General features: G+C 72.0%; 24 protein-coding genes. 19 read left to right on the top strand and 5 right to left on the bottom strand.

From position 1 onward, the window contains the following. Nucleotides 1-36: 36 nt before the first annotated feature. From AC3A3L_RS04205 to AC3A3L_RS04120, 18 genes are all read left to right on the top strand, one after another. A complete protein-coding gene (locus AC3A3L_RS04205) occupies nt 37-1080 on the top strand; it encodes an ABC transporter substrate-binding protein (protein WP_487638770.1) in 1044 nt (347 codons plus the stop codon). Further along, entirely contained in the window at nt 1073-1966 is an 894-nt protein-coding gene (locus AC3A3L_RS04200) for an ABC transporter ATP-binding protein (protein WP_487638769.1), read from the top strand. Before AC3A3L_RS04205 ends, AC3A3L_RS04200 begins: the two co-directional genes overlap by 8 nt. Then, complete coding sequence (locus AC3A3L_RS04195) at nt 1963-2985, top strand: ABC transporter substrate-binding protein (protein ID WP_487638768.1); 1023 nt, start codon at nt 1963-1965, stop codon at nt 2983-2985. The genes AC3A3L_RS04200 and AC3A3L_RS04195 overlap by 4 nt, the downstream gene beginning before the upstream one ends. Then, entirely contained in the window at nt 2982-3824 is an 843-nt protein-coding gene (locus AC3A3L_RS04190) for an ABC transporter permease (protein ID WP_487638767.1), read from the top strand. The genes AC3A3L_RS04195 and AC3A3L_RS04190 overlap by 4 nt, the downstream gene beginning before the upstream one ends. Continuing rightward, nucleotides 3821-4600, top strand: coding sequence for an SDR family NAD(P)-dependent oxidoreductase (locus tag AC3A3L_RS04185; RefSeq protein ID WP_487638766.1), 780 nt, complete (start codon nt 3821-3823; stop codon nt 4598-4600). Before AC3A3L_RS04190 ends, AC3A3L_RS04185 begins: the two co-directional genes overlap by 4 nt. Continuing rightward, nucleotides 4597-5838 carry a cytochrome P450 gene (locus AC3A3L_RS04180; RefSeq protein WP_487638765.1) on the top strand — a complete coding sequence of 414 codons (1242 nt, stop codon included), beginning with the start codon at nt 4597-4599 and terminating at the stop codon, nt 5836-5838. The genes AC3A3L_RS04185 and AC3A3L_RS04180 overlap by 4 nt, the downstream gene beginning before the upstream one ends. After that, complete coding sequence (locus AC3A3L_RS04175) at nt 5835-6404, top strand: nuclear transport factor 2 family protein (protein WP_487638764.1); 570 nt, start codon at nt 5835-5837, stop codon at nt 6402-6404. The genes AC3A3L_RS04180 and AC3A3L_RS04175 overlap by 4 nt, the downstream gene beginning before the upstream one ends. A 63-nt stretch (nt 6405-6467) precedes the next feature. Next, a complete protein-coding gene (locus AC3A3L_RS04170) occupies nt 6468-7379 on the top strand; it encodes a beta-keto acid cleavage family enzyme (protein ID WP_487638763.1) in 912 nt (303 codons plus the stop codon). Between the two features lie 57 nt (nt 7380-7436). Then, nucleotides 7437-8315 (top strand): AAA family ATPase, encoded by an 879-nt coding sequence (locus AC3A3L_RS04165; protein WP_487638762.1) that lies wholly within the window; start codon nt 7437-7439, stop codon nt 8313-8315. Further along, the gene (locus AC3A3L_RS04160; RefSeq protein ID WP_487638761.1) at nt 8312-9514 is read left to right on the top strand and encodes a vWA domain-containing protein; all 1203 of its coding nucleotides are present in this window, start codon (nt 8312-8314) and stop codon (nt 9512-9514) included. The genes AC3A3L_RS04165 and AC3A3L_RS04160 overlap by 4 nt, the downstream gene beginning before the upstream one ends. Next, entirely contained in the window at nt 9507-10640 is a 1134-nt protein-coding gene (locus AC3A3L_RS04155; protein WP_487638760.1) for an XdhC family protein, read from the top strand. Before AC3A3L_RS04160 ends, AC3A3L_RS04155 begins: the two co-directional genes overlap by 8 nt. Nucleotides 10641-10707: 67 nt before the next feature. After that, nucleotides 10708-11622 (top strand): exonuclease/endonuclease/phosphatase family protein, encoded by a 915-nt coding sequence (locus AC3A3L_RS04150; RefSeq protein ID WP_487638759.1) that lies wholly within the window; start codon nt 10708-10710, stop codon nt 11620-11622. A 93-nt stretch (nt 11623-11715) separates the two neighbouring features. Beyond that, on the top strand, nt 11716-12933 hold the full coding sequence (locus tag AC3A3L_RS04145) for an AfsR/SARP family transcriptional regulator (protein WP_487638758.1): 1218 nt from the start codon (nt 11716-11718) through the stop codon (nt 12931-12933). Nucleotides 12934-13044: 111 nt separating this feature from the next. Then, nucleotides 13045-14109 (top strand): ScyD/ScyE family protein, encoded by a 1065-nt coding sequence (locus AC3A3L_RS04140; protein ID WP_487638757.1) that lies wholly within the window; start codon nt 13045-13047, stop codon nt 14107-14109. Between the two features lie 117 nt (nt 14110-14226). Beyond that, complete coding sequence (locus AC3A3L_RS04135; RefSeq protein ID WP_487638756.1) at nt 14227-14709, top strand: (2Fe-2S)-binding protein; 483 nt, start codon at nt 14227-14229, stop codon at nt 14707-14709. Next, complete coding sequence (locus AC3A3L_RS04130) at nt 14706-17192, top strand: xanthine dehydrogenase family protein molybdopterin-binding subunit (protein ID WP_487638755.1); 2487 nt, start codon at nt 14706-14708, stop codon at nt 17190-17192. Before AC3A3L_RS04135 ends, AC3A3L_RS04130 begins: the two co-directional genes overlap by 4 nt. After that, nucleotides 17189-18034 (top strand): FAD binding domain-containing protein, encoded by an 846-nt coding sequence (locus AC3A3L_RS04125; protein WP_487638754.1) that lies wholly within the window; start codon nt 17189-17191, stop codon nt 18032-18034. Before AC3A3L_RS04130 ends, AC3A3L_RS04125 begins: the two co-directional genes overlap by 4 nt. Nucleotides 18035-18036: 2 nt before the next feature. Beyond that, nucleotides 18037-18750: an SRPBCC family protein gene (locus tag AC3A3L_RS04120; protein WP_487638753.1), complete on the top strand. Its 714-nt coding sequence runs from the start codon at nt 18037-18039 to the stop codon at nt 18748-18750. Here AC3A3L_RS04120 and AC3A3L_RS04115 read toward each other — a convergent pair whose 3' ends face one another. Beyond that, a complete protein-coding gene (locus tag AC3A3L_RS04115; protein WP_487638752.1) occupies nt 18751-19371 on the bottom strand; it encodes an alpha-ketoglutarate-dependent dioxygenase AlkB in 621 nt (206 codons plus the stop codon). A 111-nt stretch (nt 19372-19482) separates the two neighbouring features. Between AC3A3L_RS04115 and AC3A3L_RS04110 the strand changes: the two genes are divergently transcribed. Further along, a complete protein-coding gene (locus AC3A3L_RS04110; protein WP_487638751.1) occupies nt 19483-20205 on the top strand; it encodes a GntR family transcriptional regulator in 723 nt (240 codons plus the stop codon). Here the strand turns inward: AC3A3L_RS04110 and AC3A3L_RS04105 are convergent. The 4 genes from AC3A3L_RS04105 to AC3A3L_RS04090 are packed head-to-tail and all read right to left on the bottom strand — an operon-like array spanning nt 20192 to nt 23914. Beyond that, nucleotides 20192-20785 carry an HD domain-containing protein gene (locus AC3A3L_RS04105; RefSeq protein WP_487638750.1) on the bottom strand — a complete coding sequence of 198 codons (594 nt, stop codon included), beginning with the start codon at nt 20783-20785 and terminating at the stop codon, nt 20192-20194. The genes AC3A3L_RS04110 and AC3A3L_RS04105 overlap by 14 nt on opposite strands. Beyond that, nucleotides 20782-21648, bottom strand: a complete 867-nt coding sequence (locus AC3A3L_RS04100) for an oxygenase MpaB family protein (RefSeq protein WP_487638749.1) — start codon at nt 21646-21648, stop codon at nt 20782-20784. Before AC3A3L_RS04100 ends, AC3A3L_RS04105 begins: the two co-directional genes overlap by 4 nt. A 42-nt stretch (nt 21649-21690) precedes the next feature. After that, on the bottom strand, nt 21691-23337 hold the full coding sequence (locus AC3A3L_RS04095) for a DNA repair helicase XPB (RefSeq protein ID WP_487638748.1): 1647 nt from the start codon (nt 23335-23337) through the stop codon (nt 21691-21693). A gap of 10 nt (nt 23338-23347) precedes the next feature. Then, on the bottom strand, nt 23348-23914 hold the full coding sequence (locus tag AC3A3L_RS04090) for a CGNR zinc finger domain-containing protein (RefSeq protein WP_487638747.1): 567 nt from the start codon (nt 23912-23914) through the stop codon (nt 23348-23350). Nucleotides 23915-23953: the final 39 nt, after the last annotated feature.

Raw genomic sequence — 23953 nt, 5'->3', positions numbered from 1 at the left:
GCATCACTTCCGGGGGCAGAGGTCAGGAGCAGGATCATGGCGTTCTTCCAGGTCACCAACAGCAGGAGCCGCGGCGCACTCGCCATCTGCGCCGCGGGGGTGCTCGTGCTCACCGCGGCATGCGGTTCGGACAGCGCAGCGGGCGGTGAGGAAGCCAGCGACGGCAAGGTCACGGTGGCGAACTTCGCCGGTGCCGGCATCACGCTCCCGGACCAGCTCGCGGCGAAGGACGGCTACTTCGAGGAGCACGGGATCACGGCCGAGTTCGTCCCGGTGACGTCGGCCGGCACGCAGCTCGCCGCGCTGACCTCCGGCTCGATCGACATCGCCCAGAACGCGGTCAGCCAGGTCATGGCGGCACAGCAGCAGGGACACGACGTCAGGTTCTTCTGTGGGGGCGTCTCCAAGGTCTGGAACGTCGTGATGGTCAAGGAGGACTCACCCATCGAGACCGTCGACCCTGCGGACTGGCGTGAGGGATTCAAGGCGCTGGAGGGGACGACCTTCGGCCTCGACAGCCTCGGCGCGGGGCAGGAGGCGTACTTCCGCTCCCTCGCAGCGGAGGCGGGTGTCGACGTCGAATCCATCAACCTCGTCGCCGTCGGGACCGTCGGCGAGGCGGCGGCCACCCTCGCCTCGGGGCGGGTCGACGCCATCTTCGGCTACCCGTTCGTGCAGCAGTCCGAGGTCGCCGCCGGCAAGGCACGCGTCGCCATCGACATGGTCAGCTCCGGCGAGGACCTGCCGTACCACACGGGCTACTTCGCCACCTCGGAGTGGCTCGACGCCAACCCCGACCTCGCGCGCGACTTCTGCGCGGCGATCGGTGAGGCCGACGCCGCCATGGTCGACGAGTCGAACGCCGAGGACGTCGTCCAGTTCCTGGTCGACGACTACGGTCTCGATGAGGCAGTCGCCCAGGAGTTCGCCGGGCCGGGTGGGGTGACGCAGATCTTCACGCCCGACCTGGACTGCACCGCCATCGACCTCAGCGCGGAGCAGGCCGAGGCGGCGAAGCTCGTGGAGTCCGACCCCGCCCTGCGGTGCGAGGACCTGCTCTGGAGCGGCATCGATGGCTGAGGGGGCGCCGGCGGCGACGGCCGTCAGGACCAGCCCGGGTGCACGTCGTTCGGCGCTCCGGGCGAGGGAACTGACCTTCGACTACCCGCCGAGCAGGAGGGGCACCTCGGTCGTGGACCGGCTGCGTGGCCGCGACCGGTCGCCCGACAGGACGCCGACCGTGCACGTCCTCGACGACGTGGACCTCGACGTGGCCAAGGGCGAGTTCGTGGCGCTCGTCGGTCCGAGCGGGTGCGGCAAGACGACGCTGCTGCACCTCTTCGCCGGACTCCTCGCCGGCCTTCCGGGTTCGGTGGCGGTCAACGGCCACGTGCCGCGGATGGGCAGCACCGACACGTCGTACATGTTCGCGCGCGACGCACTCCTGCCGTGGCGCGACGCCCTGCACAACGTCATGCTCGGCATGGAGTCCGAGGAGTCCTCCCGGTCCCGGCTGCGGGAACGCGCGCTGGCCGCACTCCGGTCGGTGGAGCTGGAGCACCTGGCGGCCAGCCACCCCAACCAGCTCTCGCAGGGCCAGCGACAGCGGGTGGCCCTGGCCCGGACCATGGCGCCGTCTCGCGAGATCCTGCTGATGGACGAGCCCTTCGCCGCCCTCGACGCGCAGACCAAGCTGCGGCTCCAGCGCGAGCTGCTGCAGTTCTGGGAGTCCGAGTCACCGGAGGACAGGTCGACGGTCCTGTTCGTCACCCACGACCTCCAGGAAGCCCTCCTCCTCGCGGACCGGGTGATCGTCATGCACCCGCACCCTGGACGGATCGCCTACGACCACGTCGTGGACATCCCTCGGCCGCGGCACCCGCGGCTCGAGGAGATCCTCTTCGACGACGGCTTCCACGACCTGCACCACCGGCTCTTCGACGAGCTCAAGGAGGGCGAGCGATGAGGGGCGTACTGGTCTCGGTGGTCGCGGTCGCGGTGCTCGCCTCGGCCTGCGGCTCGGACGGCGGGGACGGCGGCGAGGCGACCGACGGCTCGATCACCGTCGCCAACTTCACCGGCGCCGGCACGACGGTCCCCGACCAGCTCGCCGCCGAGCAGGGATTCTTCGAGGACCACGGCATCACTCCCGACTTCGTCCCGGTGACGTCCGCGGGCACGCAGCTGGCCGGGCTCGTGTCCGGGTCGATCGACGTGCTCCAGTACAACGTGAGCCAGGTGATGGCCGCACAGCAGCAGGGGCACGACGTACGCCTGTTCTGCGGCAGCGTGTCCAAGGCCTGGAACGTCGTGATGGTGAGGAACGACTCGCCCATCGCGAGCGTCGACCCGGCGGACTGGCGCGAGGGGTTCCAGGCCCTCGAGGGCACGACGTTCGGCCTCGACAGCCTGGGCGGTGGACAGGAGGCCTTCTTCCGCTCCCTCGCCGGCGAGGCCGGGCTCGACATGGACTCGGTCAACCTCGTGGCGGTCGGCACGGTCGGCGAAGCGGCCGCCACGCTGGCCTCCGGACGGGTCGACGCCATCTTCGGCTACCCGTTCGTGCAGCAGTCCGAGGTGGCGGCCGGCAAGGCCCGCGTGGCCGTCGACCTCGTCGCCTCCGGGGAACAGCTGCCGTACCACACCGGCTACTTCGCGACCTCGGAGTGGCTGGACGCCAACGCCGACCTCGCGCGAGGTTTCTGCGAGGCGATCGGCGAGGCCGGTGACTTCCTCGTCGACGAGGCCAACCACGACGACGTTGTCCAGTTCCTCGTGGACGACTTCGGCCTCGACGAGGCAGTCGCCGAGGACTTCAGCCGGCCCGACGGTGTCACGTCGGTCTACTCCAACGAGCTCGACTGCACCGCCATCGACCTGAGTGCGGAGCAGGCCGAGGCGGCCGCGCTGGTGGAGTCCGACCCGGCGCTGCGGTGCGAGGACCTGTTGTGGAGCGGCATCGAGGCCGGGGAGGCAGCGGGATGAGCCAGGGAACGACCGTCCACGAGGTCCCGGTCCGGGCGCCGGCGGCGAAGGCCGGCGCGGCGCCGCCCAGACGACGCCGCCCGCTTCGCGAGCGCGGCTGGTTCGTGCTGGTCTGCCAGGTCCTCCTGTTCCTGGTCCTGATGATCGGCTGGGAGGCGCTGGGCCGGTTCGAGCTCGTGGACACGACCCTCATCTCCGGGCCGCTCGACGTCCTCGAGCACCTCCAGACGCTCTGGGAGTCGGGCACGCTGGTGTCCCAGGTCGTGGCGACGATGCACGCGGTCGCCCTCTCCCTGCTGATCGGCGTACCGGCCGGCGCGCTCGCCGGCCTCGTCCTCGGGTCGTCGCGGTTCCTGGACCGGGTGGCGGAGCCGTTCCTCGTCCCCCTGAACTCGCTGCCGCGCATCGCGCTGGCGCCGCTGTTCATCGTGTGGTTCGGGCTGACGGTCAACGCGAAGGCAGCCGTCGGGGTGACGCTGGTCGTGTTCATCATGCTCTTCAACACCCGCGCCGGGGTGAAGGAGACCAACCGGGACCTGCTGCTCCTGGCGGACTCCCTGGGGATGTCGACGGTCGAGCGCTACCGCAAGATCGTGCTCCCGGGGTCCATCCCGGTCGTCGTCGCCGGCATCCGGCTGTCGCTGACGTACGCACTCCTCGGAGTGATCGCGAGCGAGATGATCGGTTCCCGTGACGGCCTCGGGACCGACATCGTGCGCTACAGCAACACCCTCCAGGTCGGCGGCGTGTTCGCCATCCTGGTGATCCTCGCGGTGATCAGCTTCGTGATGGACCGCCTGCTCGGCGCCTTCGAACGCCGGGCGTTGAGGTGGCAGTGACCGGAGCGCCCGGCCGCCTCGAGGGCGACGTCGTCGTCGTCACCGGAGGGGCGAGGGGTCTGGGTGCTGCGATCGCAGGTGCCGCAGCGCACGCGGGCGCGCACGTGCTCATCGGCGACCTGGACGGCGACGGCGCAGAGGCAGTGGCTGCCGAGCTTGCAGCCGGGGGGTGGTCCGCCCGGGGGACGCGACTCGACGTCACCGATGGCGACTCCGTGGAGGCCGCCCTGAGCTCGGTGCTCCAGTGGCAGGGCCGGGTCACCGGCCTCGTCAACAACGCCGGGCGACTCATCGAGGCCGACGTCGTCTCGCTCACCGAGGAACAGTGGGACGCGGTGCTCGACGTCAACCTCAAGGGCGCGTGGCGCATGACGCGCGCGTTCGTGCCGTCGATGGTCCGGGCCGGCGGCGGGGCGATCGTGAACATCTCCTCGCTGGAGGGCCTCTTCGCCCGTCCGGGCCACGTCGCGTACGCCGTGAGCAAGGCGGGGCTGCTCAACCTCACGCGTGCGACGGCGGTCGACTTCGGCCGCAGCGGCATCCGGTGCAACGCCATCTGTCCCGGCAGCATCGACACCGCCTTGCTCCGCCAGCACCTCGACGCGACCGGTGATGCGCGTGCTGCGGCGGACGACCTCGTCGGCCGCAACCGTAGCGGTCGACTCGGTCGACCGGACGAGATCGGCGCGACCGCGCTCTTCCTGCTCAGCGGGGAGGCCGGGTTCATGAACGGCACCCACCTCGTCGTCGACGGCGGCAGGGGGGCGACCACATGACGCACCAAGCGGTGACGCTCGAGCACGACCTCGACCGGGTGGCTGCCGACGACCCGACGGTCGACCGCGCGGCCGTGTTCGCGCGGCTGCGCGACGAGGCCCCGGTCCTGTGGAGCACGACGCTCGACGCGTGGGTCGTGACCCGCCACGAGGACGTACGGAGCGTGCTCCGGGACCCGCAGTCCTTCCGGGCCGTCGAGGGCGGTCCCGGTGCGCCGCCGTACGGACGCACCTTCCTGCACATGGAGGGCCGGGAGCACGCACAGAAGGTCGGCGTCGTCGCGCGGCGGATCCGGAGCCAGAACGCCCTGCGCGACGGCCTGGACGACCGGGTGCGCGCCATCGCACAGCGCACAGTCGACGCCGTCGCACTCGACACGGTCGTGGACCTGCGGCGCGAGGTCGCCATGTGGGTGCCCCTGCTCGCGATCACCGAGCTCACCGACCTCGGCCACAGCGACCAGTTCGAGCAGTGGTACCGCGCCGTCGGGTCGGGAGGGGTGGCCAGCGTCAACGACCCCGGTGCACGCACGCGTGCCCTGGCCGCGCGCGACGAGCTGGAGTCGTTCCTCGCGCCCTACGTGGCCGAACGTCGCCGTTCGCCCGGCGAGGACCTCGTGTCCGCCCTCGCGACCGCCGACTACGAAGGTGAGCCGCTGGAGCTCGATGAGATCGTCTCGACGGTCGTCTTCCTCCTCGCTGCCGGCGTCGAGACCACCGAACGCGTCCTCGCCAGCCTGCTGCGTCACGTCGCGGAGACGCCCGAGGTGTGGACGTGGCTGCGCGAGCACCGTGGGGAGGACGACCCGGTCGTCGCCCTCGCGGCCGAGGCGCTGCGCTTCTTCCCGCCGGTCAACGGCCTGATGCGGCGCGCCATCGCGCCGGTCACGATCGCCGGGACCACGATCGCCGACGGACAACGGGTGTGCCTGCTCCTGGCGTCGGCGAACCGCGACCCGGACGTCTTCGACGACCCCGAGACGTTCCACGTCGACCGTTTCCTCGGCCGCGGGAGCGCCCAGTTCACCGCCGCGGGCTCGATCATGCCGTTCGGGGCGGGGAGTCACTACTGCGTTGGGGCCCGCCTGGCGCAGACCGAGATGGTCCATGCCCTGCGCGAGCTCAGCGCGCGGGTCGCCCGGATCCAACCAGCAGGGGAGCTGCCACCCGATGAAGGATTCATGCTGCGGTGCCCGCCGTCGGTACCCGTCGTCCTGCGAGGGAACGACGACCGATGAGTGACCCGACCACCGACCTCGAGACCCGACTGCGCCGGCTCGAGGACCGCGCCGCGATCGAGGACCTCCTCGGTCGCTACGCCAACGCCTGCGACGACCGCGACATGCCGGCCCTGGCCGACTGCTTCGCCCAGGACTTCGAGTTCGACTCGGTCGCAGGTCGCTCGGTGGGACGGGACGCGGTCATGGACTACTACCACCAGCGGCTCGGCATGTACGGCGTTACCGTCCACATCCCGCACGCGCTCGTCCTGGACGAGCTCGACGACCGGTCGGGACGCGGCGTGGTGACGTCCCATGCCGAGCTGGAGATCGACCACGAGATGTTCGTGACGGCCTTCCGCTACCACGACCACTACGTGAAGGAGGACGGTCGCTGGCGCTTCCGGTCGCGGGGCGTCAAGGCGTTCTACGCCCTCCCGCTGCGTGAGCTCGGCGGACGGCTCGACGGGGAACGGCTCCGCTGGCCGGGGACCGAGCCGAGCGCTGCGGCGCTGCCCGAGCCGCTCCCGACGTGGGCCGACTTCCAGAAGGCCCTCGCCGCCCGCTCGCAGTCGCCCGCCTGACCCATCCACCAGCATCGTCCGCCGGCCGACCCGGCGGGCACGACCAGAGAGGTGCCACCCGCCATGGAGGACCCAGTCATCGTCGAGGTCGCGATCAACGGGGGAACGTTCCCCGACCGCAATCCCCACGTTCCCCTGACGCCCGAGGCCATCCAGTCGGACGTCCTCGGGCTCCTGGACGCCGGGGCGTCGATGATCCACACGCACACCTACGACATCAACCTGCAGGGGCAGGCCGCGGCAGATGCCTACCTGGAGGCCTGGAAGCCGATCCTCGACGAGCGACCGGACACGGTCTGGTACCCGACGCTCTCCGTGGACCAGTCGGTCGGCGCGCAGGGCGAGTCGGTCGAGGGCCGCTTCGCGCACTACCCGATCATCGCCGCGGAGGTGCCGATGCCGATCGGCATCGTCGACCCGGGCTCGGTCAACCTCGGCTTCCCCGACGAAGACGGGCTCCCCACCGGGTTCAGCTACGTCAACACCTTCGACGACATCAGGTACGCCTTCGACCTCTGCGACGAGCACCGGTTCGGCCCGTCGCTGGCTATCTACGAGCCGACCTTCCTCCACACCGTGCTGGCCTACCACCGCGCGGGACGCCTGCCCGAGGGCGCGATGGTGAAGTTCTACTTCGGTGACGAGTGGGGGATGTTCGCGAAGGGGTCCGGAGTCAGCTTCGGCCTGCCCCCGAACGCCTCCTCGCTCGAGGCCTACCTCGACATCCTCGACGGCGTCGACCTGCCGTGGTCGGTGTCGGTGTGGGGCGGTGACCTGCTCAAGTGGCCGGTGGCGCGGATGGCGCTCGAGCGCGGTGGCCACCTCCACATCGGTATCGAGGACCACTTCGACCCCGAGCGCACACCGACCAACCTGGAGCTCTTCGAGGAGACGAAGGCCCTGTGCGAGGAGCTCGGGCGCCCGATCGCGACCGGCCAGCAGACGCGGGAGATCCTCCGTCTTCCCTCGGCCTGACGAGCGCGTCGTTCCCACCCAACGTCCCGCCAACGTGGTGGGTCGTAGCCTGACCGCATGGTGCACGGGATGGACTCCGCCGCCGACGTCGCGGCCCGGCTGGGCGCGACCGGCTACCTCTCCGACGACGAGCTGGCGACGGTCGTCTTCCTCGCCGCGCGGATGCAGCGTCCGCTGCTGCTCGAGGGCGAGCCCGGCACCGGCAAGACGGCCCTGGCCGAGGCGCTGGCACAGAGCCTGGAGCTGCCGCTCGTCCGGCTGCAGTGCTACGAGGGCATCGACGCCAGCCAGGCCCTCTACGACTGGGACTTCCCCCGCCAGATCCTGCACCTCCGGGCGCTCGAGGCCGGTGGCGAGGTCGACCCCGACGAGGCCGAGAAGAGCCTGTACGACGAGCGCTTCCTGCTCGCGCGTCCGGTGCTCGCCGCGCTGCGGCAGGCGCCGGCGGTGCTGCTCGTCGACGAGGTCGACCGCGCGGACGACGAGTTCGAGGCGTTCCTGCTGGAGGTCCTGTCCACCTGGCAGGTGACCATCCCCGAGTTCGGCACGGTCACCGCGCCGGAGCCCCCGCTCGTCGTGCTGACCTCCAACCGCACCCGCGAGCTCCACGACGCGCTCAAGCGGCGCTGCCTCTACCACTGGATCGACCACCCGGGCCTCGAGCGCGAGGTGGAGATCGTCCGCTCCCGGGCGCCCGAGGTCAGCGACGCCCTGGCCCGCCAGGTCGTCGAGGTCGTGCAGCAGCTCCGGCAGCGCGACGACCTGCTCAAGCCGCCCGGCGTCGCCGAGACGCTCGACTGGGCGCGCGCGCTCACCTACCTCGGCACCGCCGACCTCGACCTGGCGTCGGCGGCCACGACCCTCGGCGCCCTGCTCAAGTACCGCGAGGACGCCGACCGGGTCCGGGCCGCGCTCGACCGGATGCTGTCGAGATGAGCCACCCCACGGAGTTCTCGGAACTCCCCCGCTCCGCTCCTCCGTCCGACAACTCCGCGGGGACCCCGACGATGACCGCCGTGCTCCACGGGGCCGACGAGGTGCTCCTCGGCTTCACCCGCGCGCTCCGGGCCGCCGGCGTGCCGGTCACCCAGGACCGGGCCCACGGCTTCCTGGCGGCGGTGGCGACCGTGGGCGCCGACGACCGGCAGGCGACCTACTGGGCCGGCCGGGCCACGCTCTGCGGCTCGCCGGACGACCTCGCCCGCTTCGACCAGGTCTTCGCGGCGTGGTTCGACCCGCGCGACGGGCTGCCGCGCGCCCAGCAGCGCGAGACCTCCCGCCCGTCCACCGCGCACCTGCTGCCCGAGGTCGAGGGCGGCGGAGGTGCCGGCGAGACCGAGGAGGCGGACGTGGTCCGCGCCATGGCGTCCGAGGCCGAGGTCCTCCAGCACCGCGACGTCGCCACCCTCGACGCGGCGGAGAAGCGGCGCCTGGCGGCGATGTTCGTGCGACTCTCGCTGCTCCCGCCGGTACGTCGTACGGCCCGGCACCGTCGCTGGCACCGAGGCGAGCTCGACGCCTCGCGCACCCTCCGCAACTCGCTGCGCCACCTCGGCGAGCCCGGCGAGATCGCCTGGCGACGGCGCGGCACCCGCCCACGCCGGGTGGTGCTGCTCGTCGACGTCAGCGGCTCCATGACGTCGTACGCCGACGTGCTGCTGCGCCTGGCCCACCGCCTGACCCGCTCGGCCCGGGCGTCGGGCGGCACCGTCGAGACCTTCACGATCGGCACCCGGCTGACCCACGTGACCCGCGCGCTCCAGTCCCCGGACGCCGACCGCGCCATCGTCGCCGCCGGCGAGGTCGTGCCGGACTGGTCCGGAGGCACCCGGCTCGGCGAGACGCTGCGGGTGTTCCTCGACCGGTGGGGCCAGCGCGGGATGGCGCGGGGCGCCGTGGTCGTCGTCTTCAGCGACGGCTGGGAGCGCGGGGACGCCGGCCTCCTCGGCGAGCAGATGGCGCGGTTGCAGCGCGTCGCCCACCGCGTGGTGTGGGTCAACCCCCACCGCGGCAAGGCGGGCTACGAGCCCCTGCAGGGTGGCGTGCTCGCGGCCCTGCCGCACTGCGACGACTTCCTCGCCGGGCACTCCCTGGCGACCTTCGCCGACCTCACGGAGGTGATCGCGCGTGCGTGACGTGCTGCCCGAGCTGATGCAGTGGTGGGAGGCAGGCGAGACGATCGGCGTCGGCACCGTCGTCGCGACCTTCCGCTCCGCCCCACGCCCCGCGGGTGCCTCGATGCTGGTGGGTCCCGACGACTCGGCCGTGGGCTCGGTGTCCGGGGGCTGCGTCGAGGGCGCCGTCTACGACCTCGCGCAGTCCGTCGTGGCGTCCGGCGAGCCGGTGCTGGAGCGCTACGGGGTCTCCGACGACGACGCCTTCGCGGTCGGCCTCACCTGCGGCGGCATCCTCGACGTCTTCGTCGAGCAGGTGTCGCGCGAGACGTTCCCGGAGCTCGGGGAGGTGGCCGCGGACATCGAGGCCGGGCGACCCGTCGCCCTGGCGACCGTGATCGAGCACCCGGACCCGGCGTGGGTGGGGCGACGCCTGGTGGTGCGCCCGCACGCTCCCGCCGACGGCAGCCTCGGCTCGCCGCGCGCCGACGCGGCGGTCCACGACGACGCCCTCGGCCTCCTGGCGGCGGGCACCAACGCCACGCTGACCTACGGCCCGGACGGCGAGCGGCGCGGCGAGGGGATGCGGGTCTTCGTCTGGGGCTTCGCCCCCAAGCCGCGGATGCTGGTCTTCGGGGCCATCGACTTCGCGGCGGCCGTCGCGAAGGTCGGCTCCTTCCTGGGCTACCACGTCACGGTGTGCGACGCCCGTCCCGTCTTCGCGACGACCTCGCGCTTCCCCGGGGCCGACGAGGTGGTGGTCGACTGGCCGCACCGCTACCTGGCGGCCGAGCTCGACGCGGGGCGCATCGACCGGCGGACCGTCCTGGCCGTCCTGACCCACGATCCCAAGTTCGACGTGCCGCTCCTCGAGCTCGCCCTGCGCCTCGACGAGGAGGTCCGTCCCGGCTACATCGGCGCGATGGGCTCGCGGCGCACCCACGACGAGCGGATGGCCCGCCTGGTCGAGGCAGGTCTGGGTGAAACCGAGCTGTCGCGCCTGTCGTCGCCGATCGGGCTCGACCTCGGCGCCCGCACTCCGGAGGAGACCGCGGTGTCGATCGCCGCGGAGATCGTGGCCCGCCAGTGGGGCGGCTCGGGGGAGCGGCTGGCCACCACCCACGGACGCATCCACCACGACGACTGACCCCCTGGGTCGCACTACCACGACCGCGGATTGGGCGGTCCGGCGGGCCTCACTTATGGTCTTCGGGATGTTTTTGCTCTCCGCGTCGCCCCGTGTCCTCGTCCGCCCCCTCGTCCGGCCCCTCGTCTCCGTCGCCGCAGCACTCCTGCTGCTGACGGGCGTGACGTGGGCAGGTTCACCGGCACAGGCTCGTGAGGAGGGGCGGCAGGCCGGCTCCTCCGCGCCCGCCGGTCGCTTCGCCGTCGCGACGCTCAACCTCAAGAAGGGGATGCGGGTCGCCGGCATGCGCCACGACATCCGGCCGGTCATCGGCGGCGGCGCCACCGTCATCGGCTTCCAGGAGCGGCTCTTCAGCCGTCCGGCGCTGCGCGCGGCGCTGCCGAAGAACTGGACGCTCCTCATGCCGAAGGGCCCGACGGGCATCGACGACAACCCCATCGCCTTCGACAAGGACGTCTGGGAGCTCCAGAAGACCTGGGCACCGCTGCTGACGGGTACGACGTGGCGGCGCTACTCCGGCCGGATCGCCCACGACCAGTACGGCGTGGTCGCGGTGCTGCGGCACCGCGCGAGCGGCCACACCATCCGCGCGATCAGCTTCCACCTGCCCAACCACCTCCACAACCGCCACTCGGGTGGACCCAACTACGCCAACCGGCGCGGCGTGGAGGCCATGTGGCGGATGGCCAGCAGGATCCGCTCGCTCGACGAGGGCACCCCCGACGCGCACCAGTTCGTCGCGATGTGCGACTGCAACGTCACGGAGAACCGCGACACGGGCGACCACCTCGTCAAGGGACGCATCACCAAGCCGCTCCGGCTGGAGACCAACTACTCCGCCGACGACCACCGTCGCGGCTCGGGGATCGACTACGTGATGGCCGAGCGCCACTCGGACTTCCGCATCCGCTCCTTCCGCTCGTACCGGCACCTGGTCACCGACCACCCGGGCATCGTCGCCACCTTCGCGCGCGTGCGCTGACCCTGCGCGCGATCCTCCGAGCGACCTCCGGCCGGATTCCCTGTTGCGGTCGTCACACTCGGGCTAGGTTGGCCGCGACCACCGGGAGCCGCCATGACCAGCGAGGACCTGCACGCGCGACGCGTGGACGCCGTGCGCGCGTGGACGCGCTTCGTCGAGGCCGGTGACGTCGAAGCCGTGCGCCCGGAGATCCTGCGCAGCTGGGAGCTGTCGGGCCTGGTCTCCCCGACGGTCACCCACGCTCCGCTCGACGACGAGGGCGACACGGCCGACTTCTGGAAGGCGTCGCCCCTGCAGACCGCCGTGTCCCGGGTCCAGGACGAGCTGCGGCGCACGGCCGAGGACGGCGACCTGGTCGTCGCGGTGACCGACGAGCAGACGCGGATCCTCTGGACCTACGGCGGGCGCGTGATGCGCCGCAAGGCCGAGACGGTGAACTTCGTGCCCGGTGGTCGGTGGGACGAGCGGAGCGTCGGCACCAACGCGCTGGCCATCGCCGGCCGCACGGGCGCCCCGTCGATGGTCTTCAGCGCCGAGCACTACGCAGAGGTGGTGCACAACTGGGTCTGCTGGGCGGCGCCCGTCTTCGACCCGGTGACCGGTCGCTCGCTCGGCGTGATCGACCTCTCGACGACCTGGGACCGCACCCACCCCATCGGCCTGGCCACGGCACGCGTGATGGCGCGACTGATCGAGGGGGCGCTCCCCACGGACCGTCGTACGACGTCGCCGGGCGACGCGGCGCCGTCCGAGCCCGGCCTGACGCTGACCCTCCTCGGCACGGCGCAGGTGTGGCTCGACGGCCAGCGGCTGCTCCTCAACCGCCGGCAGACCGAGATCCTCGCCCTGCTCGCCCTCCACCCCTCCGGCCTCTCGGTCGAGCACCTCCACGCGCTGCTCTACGGCGACGCGTCCGTCACGACCTCGACCCTGAAGGCCGAGGTCTCGCACCTCCGCGCCGCCCTGTCGGGCCAGCTCTCGTCGCGCCCCTACCGCCTGACGATGCCGGTGGCGACCGACGTCGAGGAGGTGCAGCGGCTGCTGCGCCGCGGCGACGTGCGCGCCGCGGTGCGGGCCTACGGAGGTGACCTGCTCCCCGGCACCGACTCGCCCGCCCTCGTGCAGATGGGTGACTACCTCGCCGTCAGCGTGCGCGAGGCCCTGCTGGCGCAACCCGATCCCGACGCGGTCCTGCGCTACAGCGAGCTGGCCCCGTACGACACCGCGGTGGTCGAGGCGTGCCTGGCCGCGCTGCCCGTGCACCACCCGGTCGTGCCGCTCCTGAAGGGCAGGCTCGCCAGCCTGCGGTGATGACTCCCATTTCGGGTAGATCGAGAAAATGGAGTGGACCGCTCGGATAGCGGTGCACGATCCTGCGTCGAGGTGCCGCACGGGGGTGCGGCCACGTACGAGGGAGAAAGCATGGCCGCAACACGTCGAGCGATGGCGGCAGGAGCCGTCGTCCTGCTCACGGGGAGCCTTCTCGGCAGCCCCACCGCAAGTGCCTCCACGGCACCCGAACCGACGACGGTGGCGAAGAAGCTCGTCTCGCCGCTCAGCATGGTCGTCGCGGGTGACGGCACCGCCTACGTCGCCCAGAACTTCGCCGGGCTGCTGACCGCGGTCGCGCCGGGCGCCAAGCCGGAGGTGGTCTTCGCCGCCAAGAAGGGGACCGAGGTCGGCGCGGTGTCCGAGAACCGCGGGACCGTCCAGTTCGCCACGACCAAGGGGGCGAAGACCGCGCTGTGGTCGATGCGCCCGGGCTCCAAGCCGAAGAAGGTGGCCGACCTGTCGGCCTACGAGGCCGACCGGAACCCGGACGCGGACGTCTCCTACGGCTTCGCGGGTGGGCTCGACCCCGCCTGTGCCGCGCAGATGCCGCCCGAGGTGCCCGCGTCCTACACGGGCATCGTGGAGTCGCACCCCTACGGCTCGACCGTGCACAAGGGCACGACCTACGTCGCCGACGCAGCCGGCAACACGATCCTGTCGGTCAAGCCCAACGGCAAGGTCAAGACCCTCGCGGTCCTGCCCCCCGTGCCGGTCGTCGTCACCGCGGAGGCGGCTGCGGCCAACAAGCTCCCGGCCTGCACCGTGGGCAAGACGTTCAACTTCGAGCCGGTCCCGACCGACGTCGAGGTGGGCAAGGGCGGCTGGCTCTACGTCACGCTGCTCCCCGGTGGTCCTGAGGACGGCAGCACCGGCGCGCAGGGTCGCCTGGTCAAGGTCAAGGCCAAGACCGGGAAGGTCCGTGAGGTCGCCAGCGGCTTCGCCGGCGCGACGGGCGTCGCGGTCGCGGACAACGGCGACATCTACGTCGCGCAGCTCTTCGGCGGCCAGGTCTCGCGCATCAAGGCCGGCCGGACGACCGCCAAGCCGTACGCCGAGGTGATGATGCCCGCCGCGGTCGAGTGGGCCGACGGTGACCTGTTCGTCAGCGCGCAGGTGCTGTCGGAGAAGCCGAAGGGCCTCGTGCTGCGCTACTGAGCAACACCCCGTGCGTGTGGGGTGGCGGCACCGGTGTGGACCGACCAACCGGCTGCCAACCCGGCCCGGCCTAGCGTCGGCCGCGAGTGATCCACCTCACACGCACGGAGGCGCCGCATGACCAAGATCGAACTCACCGTCGACGGGGCCGCGGTCTCCGACGACGTCGAGCCCCGGATGCTGCTGGTGCAGTACCTGCGGGAGAAGCTCGGCAAGACCGGAACAGTGATCGGGTGCGACACCTCCAACTGCGGAGCGTGCACCGTCCACCTCGACGGCACGAGCGTGAAGTCGTGCAACGTGCTCGCGGTGCAGGCCAACGGCCGCACCGTCACCACGATCGAGGGCCTCGCCGACGCCGCGGAGGGTGAGCTGCACCCGGTCCAGGAGGCCTTCCGCGAGTGCCACGGCCTCCAGTGCGGCTTCTGCACGCCGGGGATGATCATGCAGGCGGTCGACCTGCTCGCGGAGAACCCGCACCCGAGCGAGGAGGAGGTGCGGCTCGGCATGGAGGGCAACCTCTGCCGCTGCACCGGCTACCACAACATCGTCAAGAGCGTCCTCCACGCCGCCGGGCAGGCAGAGGGGGCGACGTCATGACCGCCACCCAGGACCGTCCCGCAGGCGAGGCCGACAAGGAGATCGGCCGCGACCGGCGCCGCAAGGAGGACCAGCGGCTGATCACCGGACGCACCCGGTGGACCGACAACATCACGCTCCCCGGGATGCTGCACCTCGCGATGGTGCGCAGCCCCTTCGCCCACGCGACGATCACCTCGATCGACGTCGAGGCCGCCAAGTCCTCCCCGAACGTGGTCGCCGTGCTGACGGGCAAGGACTTCGGCGACGAGCTCGGCGTCTGCATCAACGCCTGGCCCATCACGCCCGACCAGAAGACGCCGAACCACCCGCCGATGCCCGCCGACCGGGTCGCCTTCGCCGGCGAGGTCGTGGCCGTCGTCGTGGCCCGCAGCGCCGCTGCGGCGCGCGACGCGGCCGAGCTCGTGGACGTGGAGTACGACGAGCTGCCTGCGGTGATCGGCATCAAGAAGGCGCTCGAGGACGAGGTCCTCGCCCACCCCGACCTCGGCACCAACAAGTCCGCGCTGTGGGTCTTCGACTCGAACGAGGCCGGCACCGGTGGCGACGTCGAGGCCGCGATCGAGGACGCCCGCGCCAACGGGATCGTCATCGAGCGGGAGTACCGCCAGCAGCGGCTGATCCCGGCGTTCATGGAGCCGCGCAGCGTGGTCGTCGACCCCACGGGGGAGCAGATCACCATGTGGTCGGCGACCCAGATCCCGCACATCCTGAGGTTCGCCCTGGCGGCCACCACCGGCGTGCCCGAGTCGAAGATCCGGGTCATCGCCCCCGACGTCGGTGGTGGTTTCGGCGGCAAGCTGCAGACGACGCCCGAGGAGTGGATCGCGTGGGCCGTGGCCCGCCGGCTCTCCAAGCCGGTGAAGTACACCGAGACCCGCAGCGAGAGCCTGATGTCGGCGCACCACGGCCGCGACCAGGTGCAGACGCTGACGCTCGCCGCCGACAAGGACGGCAAGGTCACGGCCTTCAAGGTGCACCTCGACGCCGACCTCGGCGCCTACATCGCGATCGTCGGTGGCGGCGTGCCGGTGCTCGGCGCCTTCATGTTCAACGCGATCTACAAGTTCCCCGCCTACCGCTTCGAGTGCCAGACCGTGCTGACCAACACCACGTTCACGGACGCCTACCGCGGCGCCGGCCGGCCCGAGGCGACGTACGCCGTCGAGCGGATGATGGACGAGCTGGCGGCCGAGGTCGGCGTGGACCCGCTGGAGATCCGCGAGCGCAACTGGATCACCCACGAGGAGTTCCCGTTCACCACCGTCGCCGGCCTGGAGTACGACTCCGGCAACTACGAGGCGGCCACGGCCAAGGCGAAGGAGTCCTTCGGCTACGACGCCCTCCGCGCGGAGCAGAAGGAGCGGCGGGAGCGGGGCGACCGGGTCCAGCTGGGCATCGGCGTCTCGACGTTCACCGAGATGTGCGGCCTCGCACCCAGCCGGGTGCTCGGCAGCCTCGACTACGGAGCGGGCGGCTGGGAGCACGCGAGCGTGCGGATGCTGGCCACCGGCAAGGTCGAGATCGTCACCGGCGCGAGCGCGCACGGCCAGGGCCACGAGACGGCGTTCAGCCAGATCGTCGCCGACCGGCTCGGGGTCCCGTTCGAGGACGTCGAGGTGCTGCACGGCGACACCCAGGTCGCACACCGGGGCCTCGACACCTACGGCTCCCGCTCGCTCGTGGTCGGTGGCGAGGCGCTGGTGCAGGCGGTCGACAAGGTCATCGACAAGGCCCGGCACCTCGCGTCCCACCTGCTCGAGGCCAGCCAGGACGACCTCGACTACTCAGGTGGCCGGTTCACCGTCCGCGGCACCGACCAGGGCATCGGCATCCAGGAGCTCGCGACGGCGACGTTCACCGGGCACAACTACCCGGACGACATGGAGCTGAGCATCGACGCCGAGGCGACGTACGACCCCGTCAACTTCAACTACCCGCACGGCACGCACCTGTGCGCCATGGAGGTGGACACCGAGACCGGTGCGGTGAAGATGCGGAAGTACACCTGCTGCGACGACATCGGCACGATCATCAACCCGCTCATCGTGGCCGGTCAGGTGCACGGCGGGCTGGTGCAGGGCATCGCGCAGGCCCTGTGGGAGGAGGCCGTCCACGACGAGTCCGGCACTCTGGTCAGCGGCTCGTTCGTCGACTACCTCCTGCCGACGGCGGCCGACACGATCTCCTTCGACGTCCAGCACACCCACGAGCCGAGCGTGTGCACCACCAACTCGCTCGGCGCGAAGGGCGTCGGCGAGGCCGGCACCATCGCCTCCACCCCGGCGGTCGTCAACGCGGTCGTCGACGCCGTACGCCACCTCGGTGTCGACGACATCCAGATGCCCTGCACGCCGGAGCGTGTGTGGCGGGCGATCCATGCCCACGACGGTGATGCACCGACCCCGGCCGACGCGATGCCCCACTTCGAGGCGGACGCCCTCAACCAGGACCCCACCTCAGGACAAGGAGCAGGCCAGTGATCCCGGTGCAGTTCGACTACCTCGCCCCGACGTCGGTCGAGGAGGCGCTGGCAGCCCTCGGCCAGCACGGCGACGACGCGAAGATCATGGCCGGCGGGCAGAGCCTGCTTCCGGTCCTGCGGATGCGGCTCAATGCCCCGGAAGTCGTGATCGACCTCGGCGGCATCTCCTCGCTGCGGGGCATCCGCGACGACGGCGACGCCATCGTGATCGGTGCGATGACCACCCACCACGACGTGCGGGACGACAGCCTGGTCAAGGAGCACGCGCTCCTGCTGTCGAAGGCCGCCGCGGAGGTCGCGGACTCGCAGATCCGGCACCGCGGCACCTTCGGCGGCGCGCTGGCGCACGCCGACCCCGCCGGTGACCTCGGCGCGCCGGCGCTCGCGCTCGGTGCGCAGTTCGTCATCGCCGGGCCCGGCGGCACCCGCACGGTCGAGGCGTCGGACTTCTTCGTCGACCTCTTCGAGACGGCCATCGGCGACGACGAGATCCTCACCGAGGTCCGGGTCCCCAAGCACACCGGCTGGGGTGCGCACTACGAGAAGTTCGTGCGCGTGGCCCATCAGTGGCCCATCGTCGCGGTCGCCGCGACGGTGCGGGGCTCGATCGACGAGGCACGCGTGGGGCTGACCAACATGGGGTCGACGCCGCTGCGGGCGACCGCCACCGAGCAGGCGCTCGCCGGTACCAGCGCGACGGAGGACGGCGTACGCGACGCGGCACAGCTCGCCGCGGAGGGCACCAACCCGCCCTCGGACCTCAACGGCGCCGCGGACTACCGCCAGCACCTCGCACGCGTGCTCACCGGCCGGGCCGTGCTGAAGGCGGCGGGTGCCTAGGCATGGAGCTGAGCCACCGCTTCACCGTCCCGATCGGCGTCGAGGAGACCTGGGCGCACTTCAACGACATCGCCTCGGTCGCCGAGTGCTTCCCGGGCGCGCAGGTGACCGAGGCCGACGAGGACTCGTTCTCCGGGTCGGTGAAGGTCAAGCTCGGGCCGATCGCCCTGCAGTACAACGGCAGCGGGACGTTCGTGGAGAAGGACGCCGAGGCGCACCGCTTCGTCGTCGACGCCAAGGGCAAGGACAAGCGCGGCAACGGCACCGCGGGGGCGAAGGTCACGGTCTCGATGGTCGACGCCGGCAGCTCGACCGACGTGTCGGTGGAGACCGACCTCGCCATCACCGGGAAGCCGGCCCAGTTCGGGCGCGGGGTGATGCAGGACGTCTCCGACAAGCTGCTCGGGCAGTTCGTCGCCTGCCTCGAGCAGCGGCTGGCGGCGCCCGCGGAGTCCTCCGACGCGCCGGACGCGTCATCGGACGAGACGCCCCAGGAGGTGGCCGCGACGTCCGTGCAGCCCCCACCGCCGTCCTCGCCGCCCGCCGCGGCCGCCCCGCTGCCCCCACCCGCACCACCGAGGCCGCCGCCGCGGGAGCCCGAGGCGCTCGACCTCGGCAGCGCCGTGCTCCCGGTGCTCGCGAGGTCGTACTGGAGGCAGGCGCTCGCCGCGCTGGTCGTCCTCGTGGTGCTGCGACGGCTGCTGCGGAGGTCGTGATCAGAAGACGTTGAGCGGGCGGAACTGGACCGACAGCCGCGGTCCGGAGTGGGCGACCTTGGGCACGGAGTGCTCCCAGGTGCGCTGGCACGAGCCGCCCATCACGACCAGGTCGCCGTGGCCCATGGTCAGCGCGATCGACGCACCCCCGCCGCGCGGGCGCAGCAGCAGCCGGCGGGGGTCGCCGACGCTGACGATGGCCACCATGGTGTCGCTGGTGCGACCGCGTCCGATCGTGTCGCCGTGCCACGCCACCGAGTCGCGCCCGTCGCGGTAGTAGCAGCAGCCGGCCGTCACGAAGGGCTCGCCCAGCTCGGGGAGGTAGTGCTCGCTCAGCGCGGTGCGCGCCTGCGTCAGCGCGGGGTGGGGGAGCGGGTCGGCGGCGAGGTAGGTGTGCACCAGCCGGGGCACGTCGACCACGGCGTCGTACATCTCGCGGCGCTCGGCCCGCCAGGGCACCCGTTCGACGAGTGCGGAAAACACGGTGTCGGGGTCGCGTAGCCAGTTGCGTTGCACGTCCACCCACGCTCCGTGGGACAGCTGGCGACGCTCAGGAGCCAGCACCACGGAATCCGCGGTGTCGTCGGCGAAGAGGGACGTCTGGAAGTCCACGGGACCCATGGTACGCGATGAATCGAACATCCGTTCGAAACTCAAGAAATCCTCAAGGGTTTACCACAGGCTTGGTCAATTTGCGGACCGCCGGTCCAGCCCAGTCCTAGCCTGAGTGCCATGGAACCCGTGGACCTCGTCGTCCCGCGCCAGCGGGCGCTGAAGCACGTCCAGGTCCGCGAGCACGTGAGGGGCCTCATCGAGGCCCAGCCGCCCGGCTCCGCGGCCCCGTCCGAGCGCGAGCTCGTCGCCCGGTTCGGCGTCGCGCGGATGACCGTACGACAGGCGCTCGACGCCCTCGTCGCCGAGGGCCTGCTCGAGCGGATCCCGGGTCGCGGCACCTTCGTCGCCCAGCCTCCCCGCACAGCCGGCCGGCTCACGTCGTTCACCGAGGAGATCCGCCGCCGCGGGATGCTGCCGGAGTCGCAGACCCTCCTCGCCCGCGTCGAGCAGGCCGGCCCCGGCGTCGCCCGCGCGCTCGACATCTCGCCCGGTGACCCGGTGCTCCACTGGCGCCGGCTGCGCCGCGCCGACCAGGCCATCGTCTGCGTCGAGGACGCCTACCTCAACGAGGTGCTGCTGCCGGGGTTCCTCCAGCACGGCACCCCCACCAGCCTCTACGAGGCGCTCGCCGCCCGCGGCCTGCGCCCGACCGAGGTGGAGGACTCCATCAGCGCCGACCGGGCGAGCGCCGACGAGGCGGCGGTCCTCGAGGTGGACGAGGGCGACCCGGTGCTGCGCCACGCGCGGCGCGCCGTGTCCGACGGTCGCATCGTCGAGGTCTCCCGCACCTGCTACCGGCACGACCGCTTCACGGTCTACCTCCAGCTCAACGACCGCTGAGGTCCTCGAGCTCCGCGAGCTCGCGCTCGAGGTTCGCCCGCGCGGCGTCCTCCCACAGCTCGCGCGCCTGCGGGGTGCTGAACACCTGCTCCCGGTTGACCAGGTCGCGCAGCACTGCTGCCCGGCCGGCCCGGAAGTCGTCGTCGCCGACGTGGGCGAAGTCCGCGCGCACCCCGGCGACGTAGGCGTCGTACCGCTCACGCGGCGCGGCCAGGATGCCGAGGTCGGCATCGCTGAGCGCGGCCCCCGCGGGGTCGTCCGCGCTGGGGCGGTGCTCGGCGGTCATCCGCACGAGCCGCGCGACCTCGTCGCGGCGTCCCGGAGCAAGCGCGCGCTCGGCCCACAGCGCGGAGCGTTCCTCGTCCTCCTGGGCGCCGTCGTAGACGGCGTCGTGGAACCACGCGGCGAGGCGCACCGACATGGCGTCGAACCGGCACCCCGCCGCGGCCAGCAGGTCGAGCCGGTCCAGGACCTCCTCGAGGTGGCGGAGGTCGTGGTAGCCGGGCCGGTCCCAGGCCGCGAGCAGGTCGTCGCGGAGGTCGTGGTGGTCGGCGAGCGGCCAGCGGTCGGCAAGGCTCACTGCTGGGTCGCCTGCTGCAGCTCACGGGCCTCGGCGTGACCGGAGGCCATCGCCCACCGGATCGTGCGGGTGGCTGCCGCGCCGAGCACGCGGTTGGTCACCGGGGGCACGGGCGGCAGTCGCAGCTCGCGGCGGGCGGCGGCCGGCAGCAGCCCGATGGCGGCCGAGGCGAGGGCGAGGTAGCCGGGACGTGCGGCCACCGGCAGGTCGGGGTGCAGCAGCAGGAAGCGGATCGCCTCCTGGGCCGCCGGCGTACCGCGGAGCTCGGGGGCGTACGCCGCCAGCGTCGCGCGCAGGTCCTCCTCGGACCGCGGGGCATCCACCACGCCCAGGTGCTCGGCCGCGACAGCGGTCTGGGCGACGTACTCGTCGCGCTCCGCCCCGGCGAGGGGCCGGTGCCCGTAGCGGTCGTGCGCGACGAGGAAGCTGTGGATCTCGGCGGCGTGGACCCAGCCGAGCAGGTGGGGGTCCGAGGCGGCGTACGGCGTGCCGTCAGGCATCGTGCCGGTCACCGACTCGTGGGCACGCTGGACCGCGCGGATCATCTGCAGCGCGTCCTGCTCGGCGCCGAAGGTGGTCATCGCGATGTAGGTCGAGACCTGCGCGAGCCGTCCCCACATGTCGCCGCGGTAGCCGGAGTGGTCGGCCACCCCCTGCATCGCGGCCGGGTGGAGCGACTGCAGCATGATCGCCCGGATGCCGCCGACGAACATCGACGCGTCGCCGTGGACCCGGCCGATGGGGGAGCCCGGGGCGAACCAGCGCGGCCCCGGCGTGCCGTGGACGCGCCGCCGGTTGCGGGGGCCGTCGGGGCCGGCGACCTTGCTGAACAGCTCGGCGCCGAGGCGGTCACGGAGGGTCACGCGGTCGAGGCTAGCCAAGGAGGCGAAGCGCCCGGAGCGCGATCAAGCGTCGGCCGGCAGGTCCCCGGCGTCGACGATGCGGTAGGCGTAGCCCTGCTCGGCGAGGAACCGCTGCCGGTTCTGCGCGAAGTCGGCGTCGACGGTGTCGCGCGAGACGATCGTGTAGAAGTGCGCGCTGCGGCCCTCGGTCTTCGGGCGCAGCAGCCGCCCGAGCCGCTGGGCCTCCTCCTGGCGCGAGCCGAAGGACCCGCTGACCTGGATGGCCACCTCGGCCGACGGCAGGTCGATGGAGAAGTTGGCGACCTTGCTGACCACCAGCAGGCCGATCTCGACGGAGCGGAACGCGTTGAAGAGCCGCTGCCGCTCCTTGACCGACGTCTCGCCCTTGATCACCGGGGCGTCGAGCATCTCGGCGATCTCGTCGAGCTGGTCGATGTACTGCCCGATCACCAGCGTCGGCTGTCCGGCGTGCTGCTGCACGAGGCGTCGTACGACGTCGATCTTGGCGTGGGTGCAGGAGGCGAGCCGGTAGCGGGTGTCGGGGTCGCTGGTGGCGTAGGCGAGCCGCTCGCCGTCGGGCAGGCTGACGCGCACCTCGACGCAGTCGGCCGGTGCGATGTAGCCCTGCGCCTCGATGTCCTTCCAGGGGGCGTCGTAGCGCTTGGGGCCGATGAGGGAGAAGACCTCGCCCTCCCGGCCGTCCTCGCGCACGAGGGTGGCGGTGAGCCCGAGCCGGCGACGCGCCTGCAGGTCGGCGGTCATCCGGAAGATCGGCGCCGGCAGCAGGTGCACCTCGTCGTAGACGATGAGGCCCCAGTCGCGGGCGTCGAGCAGCTCGAGGTGCGGGTACACGCCCTTCCGCTTGGTCGTCAGCACCTGGTAGGTCGCGATGGTGACCGGGCGGATCTCCTTGACGGCGCCGGAGTACTCGCCGATCTCGTCCTCGGTCAGGGAGGTGCGCGCGACCAGCTCGTCCTTCCACTGGCGGGCGCTCACGGTGTTCGTCACCAGGATCAGCGTGGTCGCCCGGGCGTGGGCCATCGAGGCGGCGCCGACAATCGTCTTGCCCGCGCCGCAGGGAAGCACCACGACGCCCGACCCGCCGTCCCAGAACGAGTCGGCGGCCTCGCGCTGGTAGGGGCGCAGCGTCCAGCCGTCCTCGGCGAGGTCGATGTCGTGCGCCTCGCCGTCGACGTAGCCGGCGAAGTCCTCGGCGGGCCAGCCGAGCTTGAGCAGCGCCTGCTTGAGGTTGCCGCGCTCGCTGGGGTGGACGGCGACCGTGTCGTCGTCGAGCCGGGCACCGAGCATCCCCGCGACCTTCTTCGCCCGGAGCACCTCCTCGAGCACGGGGCGGTCGGTGGAGGACAGCACGAGGCCGTGGACCGGGTGCTTCTCCAGGCGCAGCCGGCCGTAGCGCCCCATCGTCTCGGCGACGTCGACGAGCAGCGCGTGCGGGACGGCGTAGCGCGACCACGACAGGAGCGCGTCGACGACCTGCTCGGCGTCGTGCCCGGCCGCCCGCGCGTTCCAGAGCCCCAGCGGCGTGAGGCGGTAGGTGTGGATGTGCTCGGGGGAGCGCTCGAGCTCCGCGAACGGGGCGATGGCCTTGCGGGCCTCGGCGGCAGCGGGGTGGTCGACCTCGAGCAGCAGCGTCTTGTCCGACTGGACGATGAGGGGGCCGTCGTTCATCCGGCGGCTCTCACGAGGACGCCGCCGCGGCGCGGCGGGCGGTCGGGGGACGGCCGACCTGCTCGGCGCGACGCCGGGCCCGGAAGGCGGCGACGTTGGCGCGCGAGGAGCACCGGTCCGAGCAGTAGCGGCGTGACTGGTTGGGGGAGGTGTCGACGAAGACGTGCTCGCAGCGGGGCTCCGAGCAGATGCCGAGGCGGGTGGCGCCGAGGTCGCAGACCAGGGTGGCCAACCCCATCAGGGCCTCCCCGATCAACAGCTCGGCGACCGACGCCGCCCGGTTGGCGACGTGCATGTGGAGGTTGTCGGGGTCGTGGTCGGAGATCATCGGCGTGACCGGGTGCCGGGCGAGCAGGTCGTTGAGCGAGCTCACCACCAGCGCGACGTCGTCGACGTCGGATGCCTCGAACACGGGCCGCAGGTCGGCCTGGAACGCCTGCACTGACCCGACGTCACCCGCGACCAGCGAGCGGTGCAGCCACGAGCGGTCGGCGAGGTGCTCGCGCAGCGCCTCCTCGTCGCCCAGGTCGGCGTTGACGAGCGCCGCTGCGCGCTCGGCGTACCGGATGAAGTCCATCGCCCAAGTCTACGGAGGCGCCCACACGGGTGCTCACGC

Source organism: Nocardioides sp. Soil_C_8, assembly GCF_057656315.1.
The sequence above is the reverse complement of the archived record's forward strand: the minus strand, read 5'-3'. Positions and strand labels throughout refer to the sequence as shown.

Bases quoted from the DNA above. Each gene is read 5' to 3' on its own strand.
- AC3A3L_RS04205 (WP_487638770.1), top strand. From the start codon at position 37: ATGGCGTTCTTCCAGGTCACCAACAGCAGGAGCCGCGGCGCACTCGCC.
- AC3A3L_RS04200 (WP_487638769.1), top strand. From the start codon at position 1,073: ATGGCTGAGGGGGCGCCGGCGGCGACGGCCGTCAGGACCAGCCCGGGT.
- AC3A3L_RS04195 (WP_487638768.1), top strand. From the start codon at position 1,963: ATGAGGGGCGTACTGGTCTCGGTGGTCGCGGTCGCGGTGCTCGCCTCG.
- AC3A3L_RS04190 (WP_487638767.1), top strand. From the start codon at position 2,982: ATGAGCCAGGGAACGACCGTCCACGAGGTCCCGGTCCGGGCGCCGGCG.
- AC3A3L_RS04180 (WP_487638765.1), top strand. From the start codon at position 4,597: ATGACGCACCAAGCGGTGACGCTCGAGCACGACCTCGACCGGGTGGCT.
- AC3A3L_RS04175 (WP_487638764.1), top strand. From the start codon at position 5,835: ATGAGTGACCCGACCACCGACCTCGAGACCCGACTGCGCCGGCTCGAG.
- AC3A3L_RS04170 (WP_487638763.1), top strand. From the start codon at position 6,468: ATGGAGGACCCAGTCATCGTCGAGGTCGCGATCAACGGGGGAACGTTC.
- AC3A3L_RS04165 (WP_487638762.1), top strand. From the start codon at position 7,437: ATGGTGCACGGGATGGACTCCGCCGCCGACGTCGCGGCCCGGCTGGGC.
- AC3A3L_RS04160 (WP_487638761.1), top strand. From the start codon at position 8,312: ATGAGCCACCCCACGGAGTTCTCGGAACTCCCCCGCTCCGCTCCTCCG.
- AC3A3L_RS04150 (WP_487638759.1), top strand. From the start codon at position 10,708: ATGTTTTTGCTCTCCGCGTCGCCCCGTGTCCTCGTCCGCCCCCTCGTC.
- AC3A3L_RS04145 (WP_487638758.1), top strand. From the start codon at position 11,716: ATGACCAGCGAGGACCTGCACGCGCGACGCGTGGACGCCGTGCGCGCG.
- AC3A3L_RS04140 (WP_487638757.1), top strand. From the start codon at position 13,045: ATGGCCGCAACACGTCGAGCGATGGCGGCAGGAGCCGTCGTCCTGCTC.
- AC3A3L_RS04135 (WP_487638756.1), top strand. From the start codon at position 14,227: ATGACCAAGATCGAACTCACCGTCGACGGGGCCGCGGTCTCCGACGAC.
- AC3A3L_RS04130 (WP_487638755.1), top strand. From the start codon at position 14,706: ATGACCGCCACCCAGGACCGTCCCGCAGGCGAGGCCGACAAGGAGATC.
- AC3A3L_RS04120 (WP_487638753.1), top strand. From the start codon at position 18,037: ATGGAGCTGAGCCACCGCTTCACCGTCCCGATCGGCGTCGAGGAGACC.
- AC3A3L_RS04115 (WP_487638752.1), bottom strand. From the start codon at position 19,371: ATGGGTCCCGTGGACTTCCAGACGTCCCTCTTCGCCGACGACACCGCG.
- AC3A3L_RS04110 (WP_487638751.1), top strand. From the start codon at position 19,483: ATGGAACCCGTGGACCTCGTCGTCCCGCGCCAGCGGGCGCTGAAGCAC.
- AC3A3L_RS04095 (WP_487638748.1), bottom strand. From the start codon at position 23,337: ATGAACGACGGCCCCCTCATCGTCCAGTCGGACAAGACGCTGCTGCTC.
- AC3A3L_RS04090 (WP_487638747.1), bottom strand. From the start codon at position 23,914: ATGGACTTCATCCGGTACGCCGAGCGCGCAGCGGCGCTCGTCAACGCC.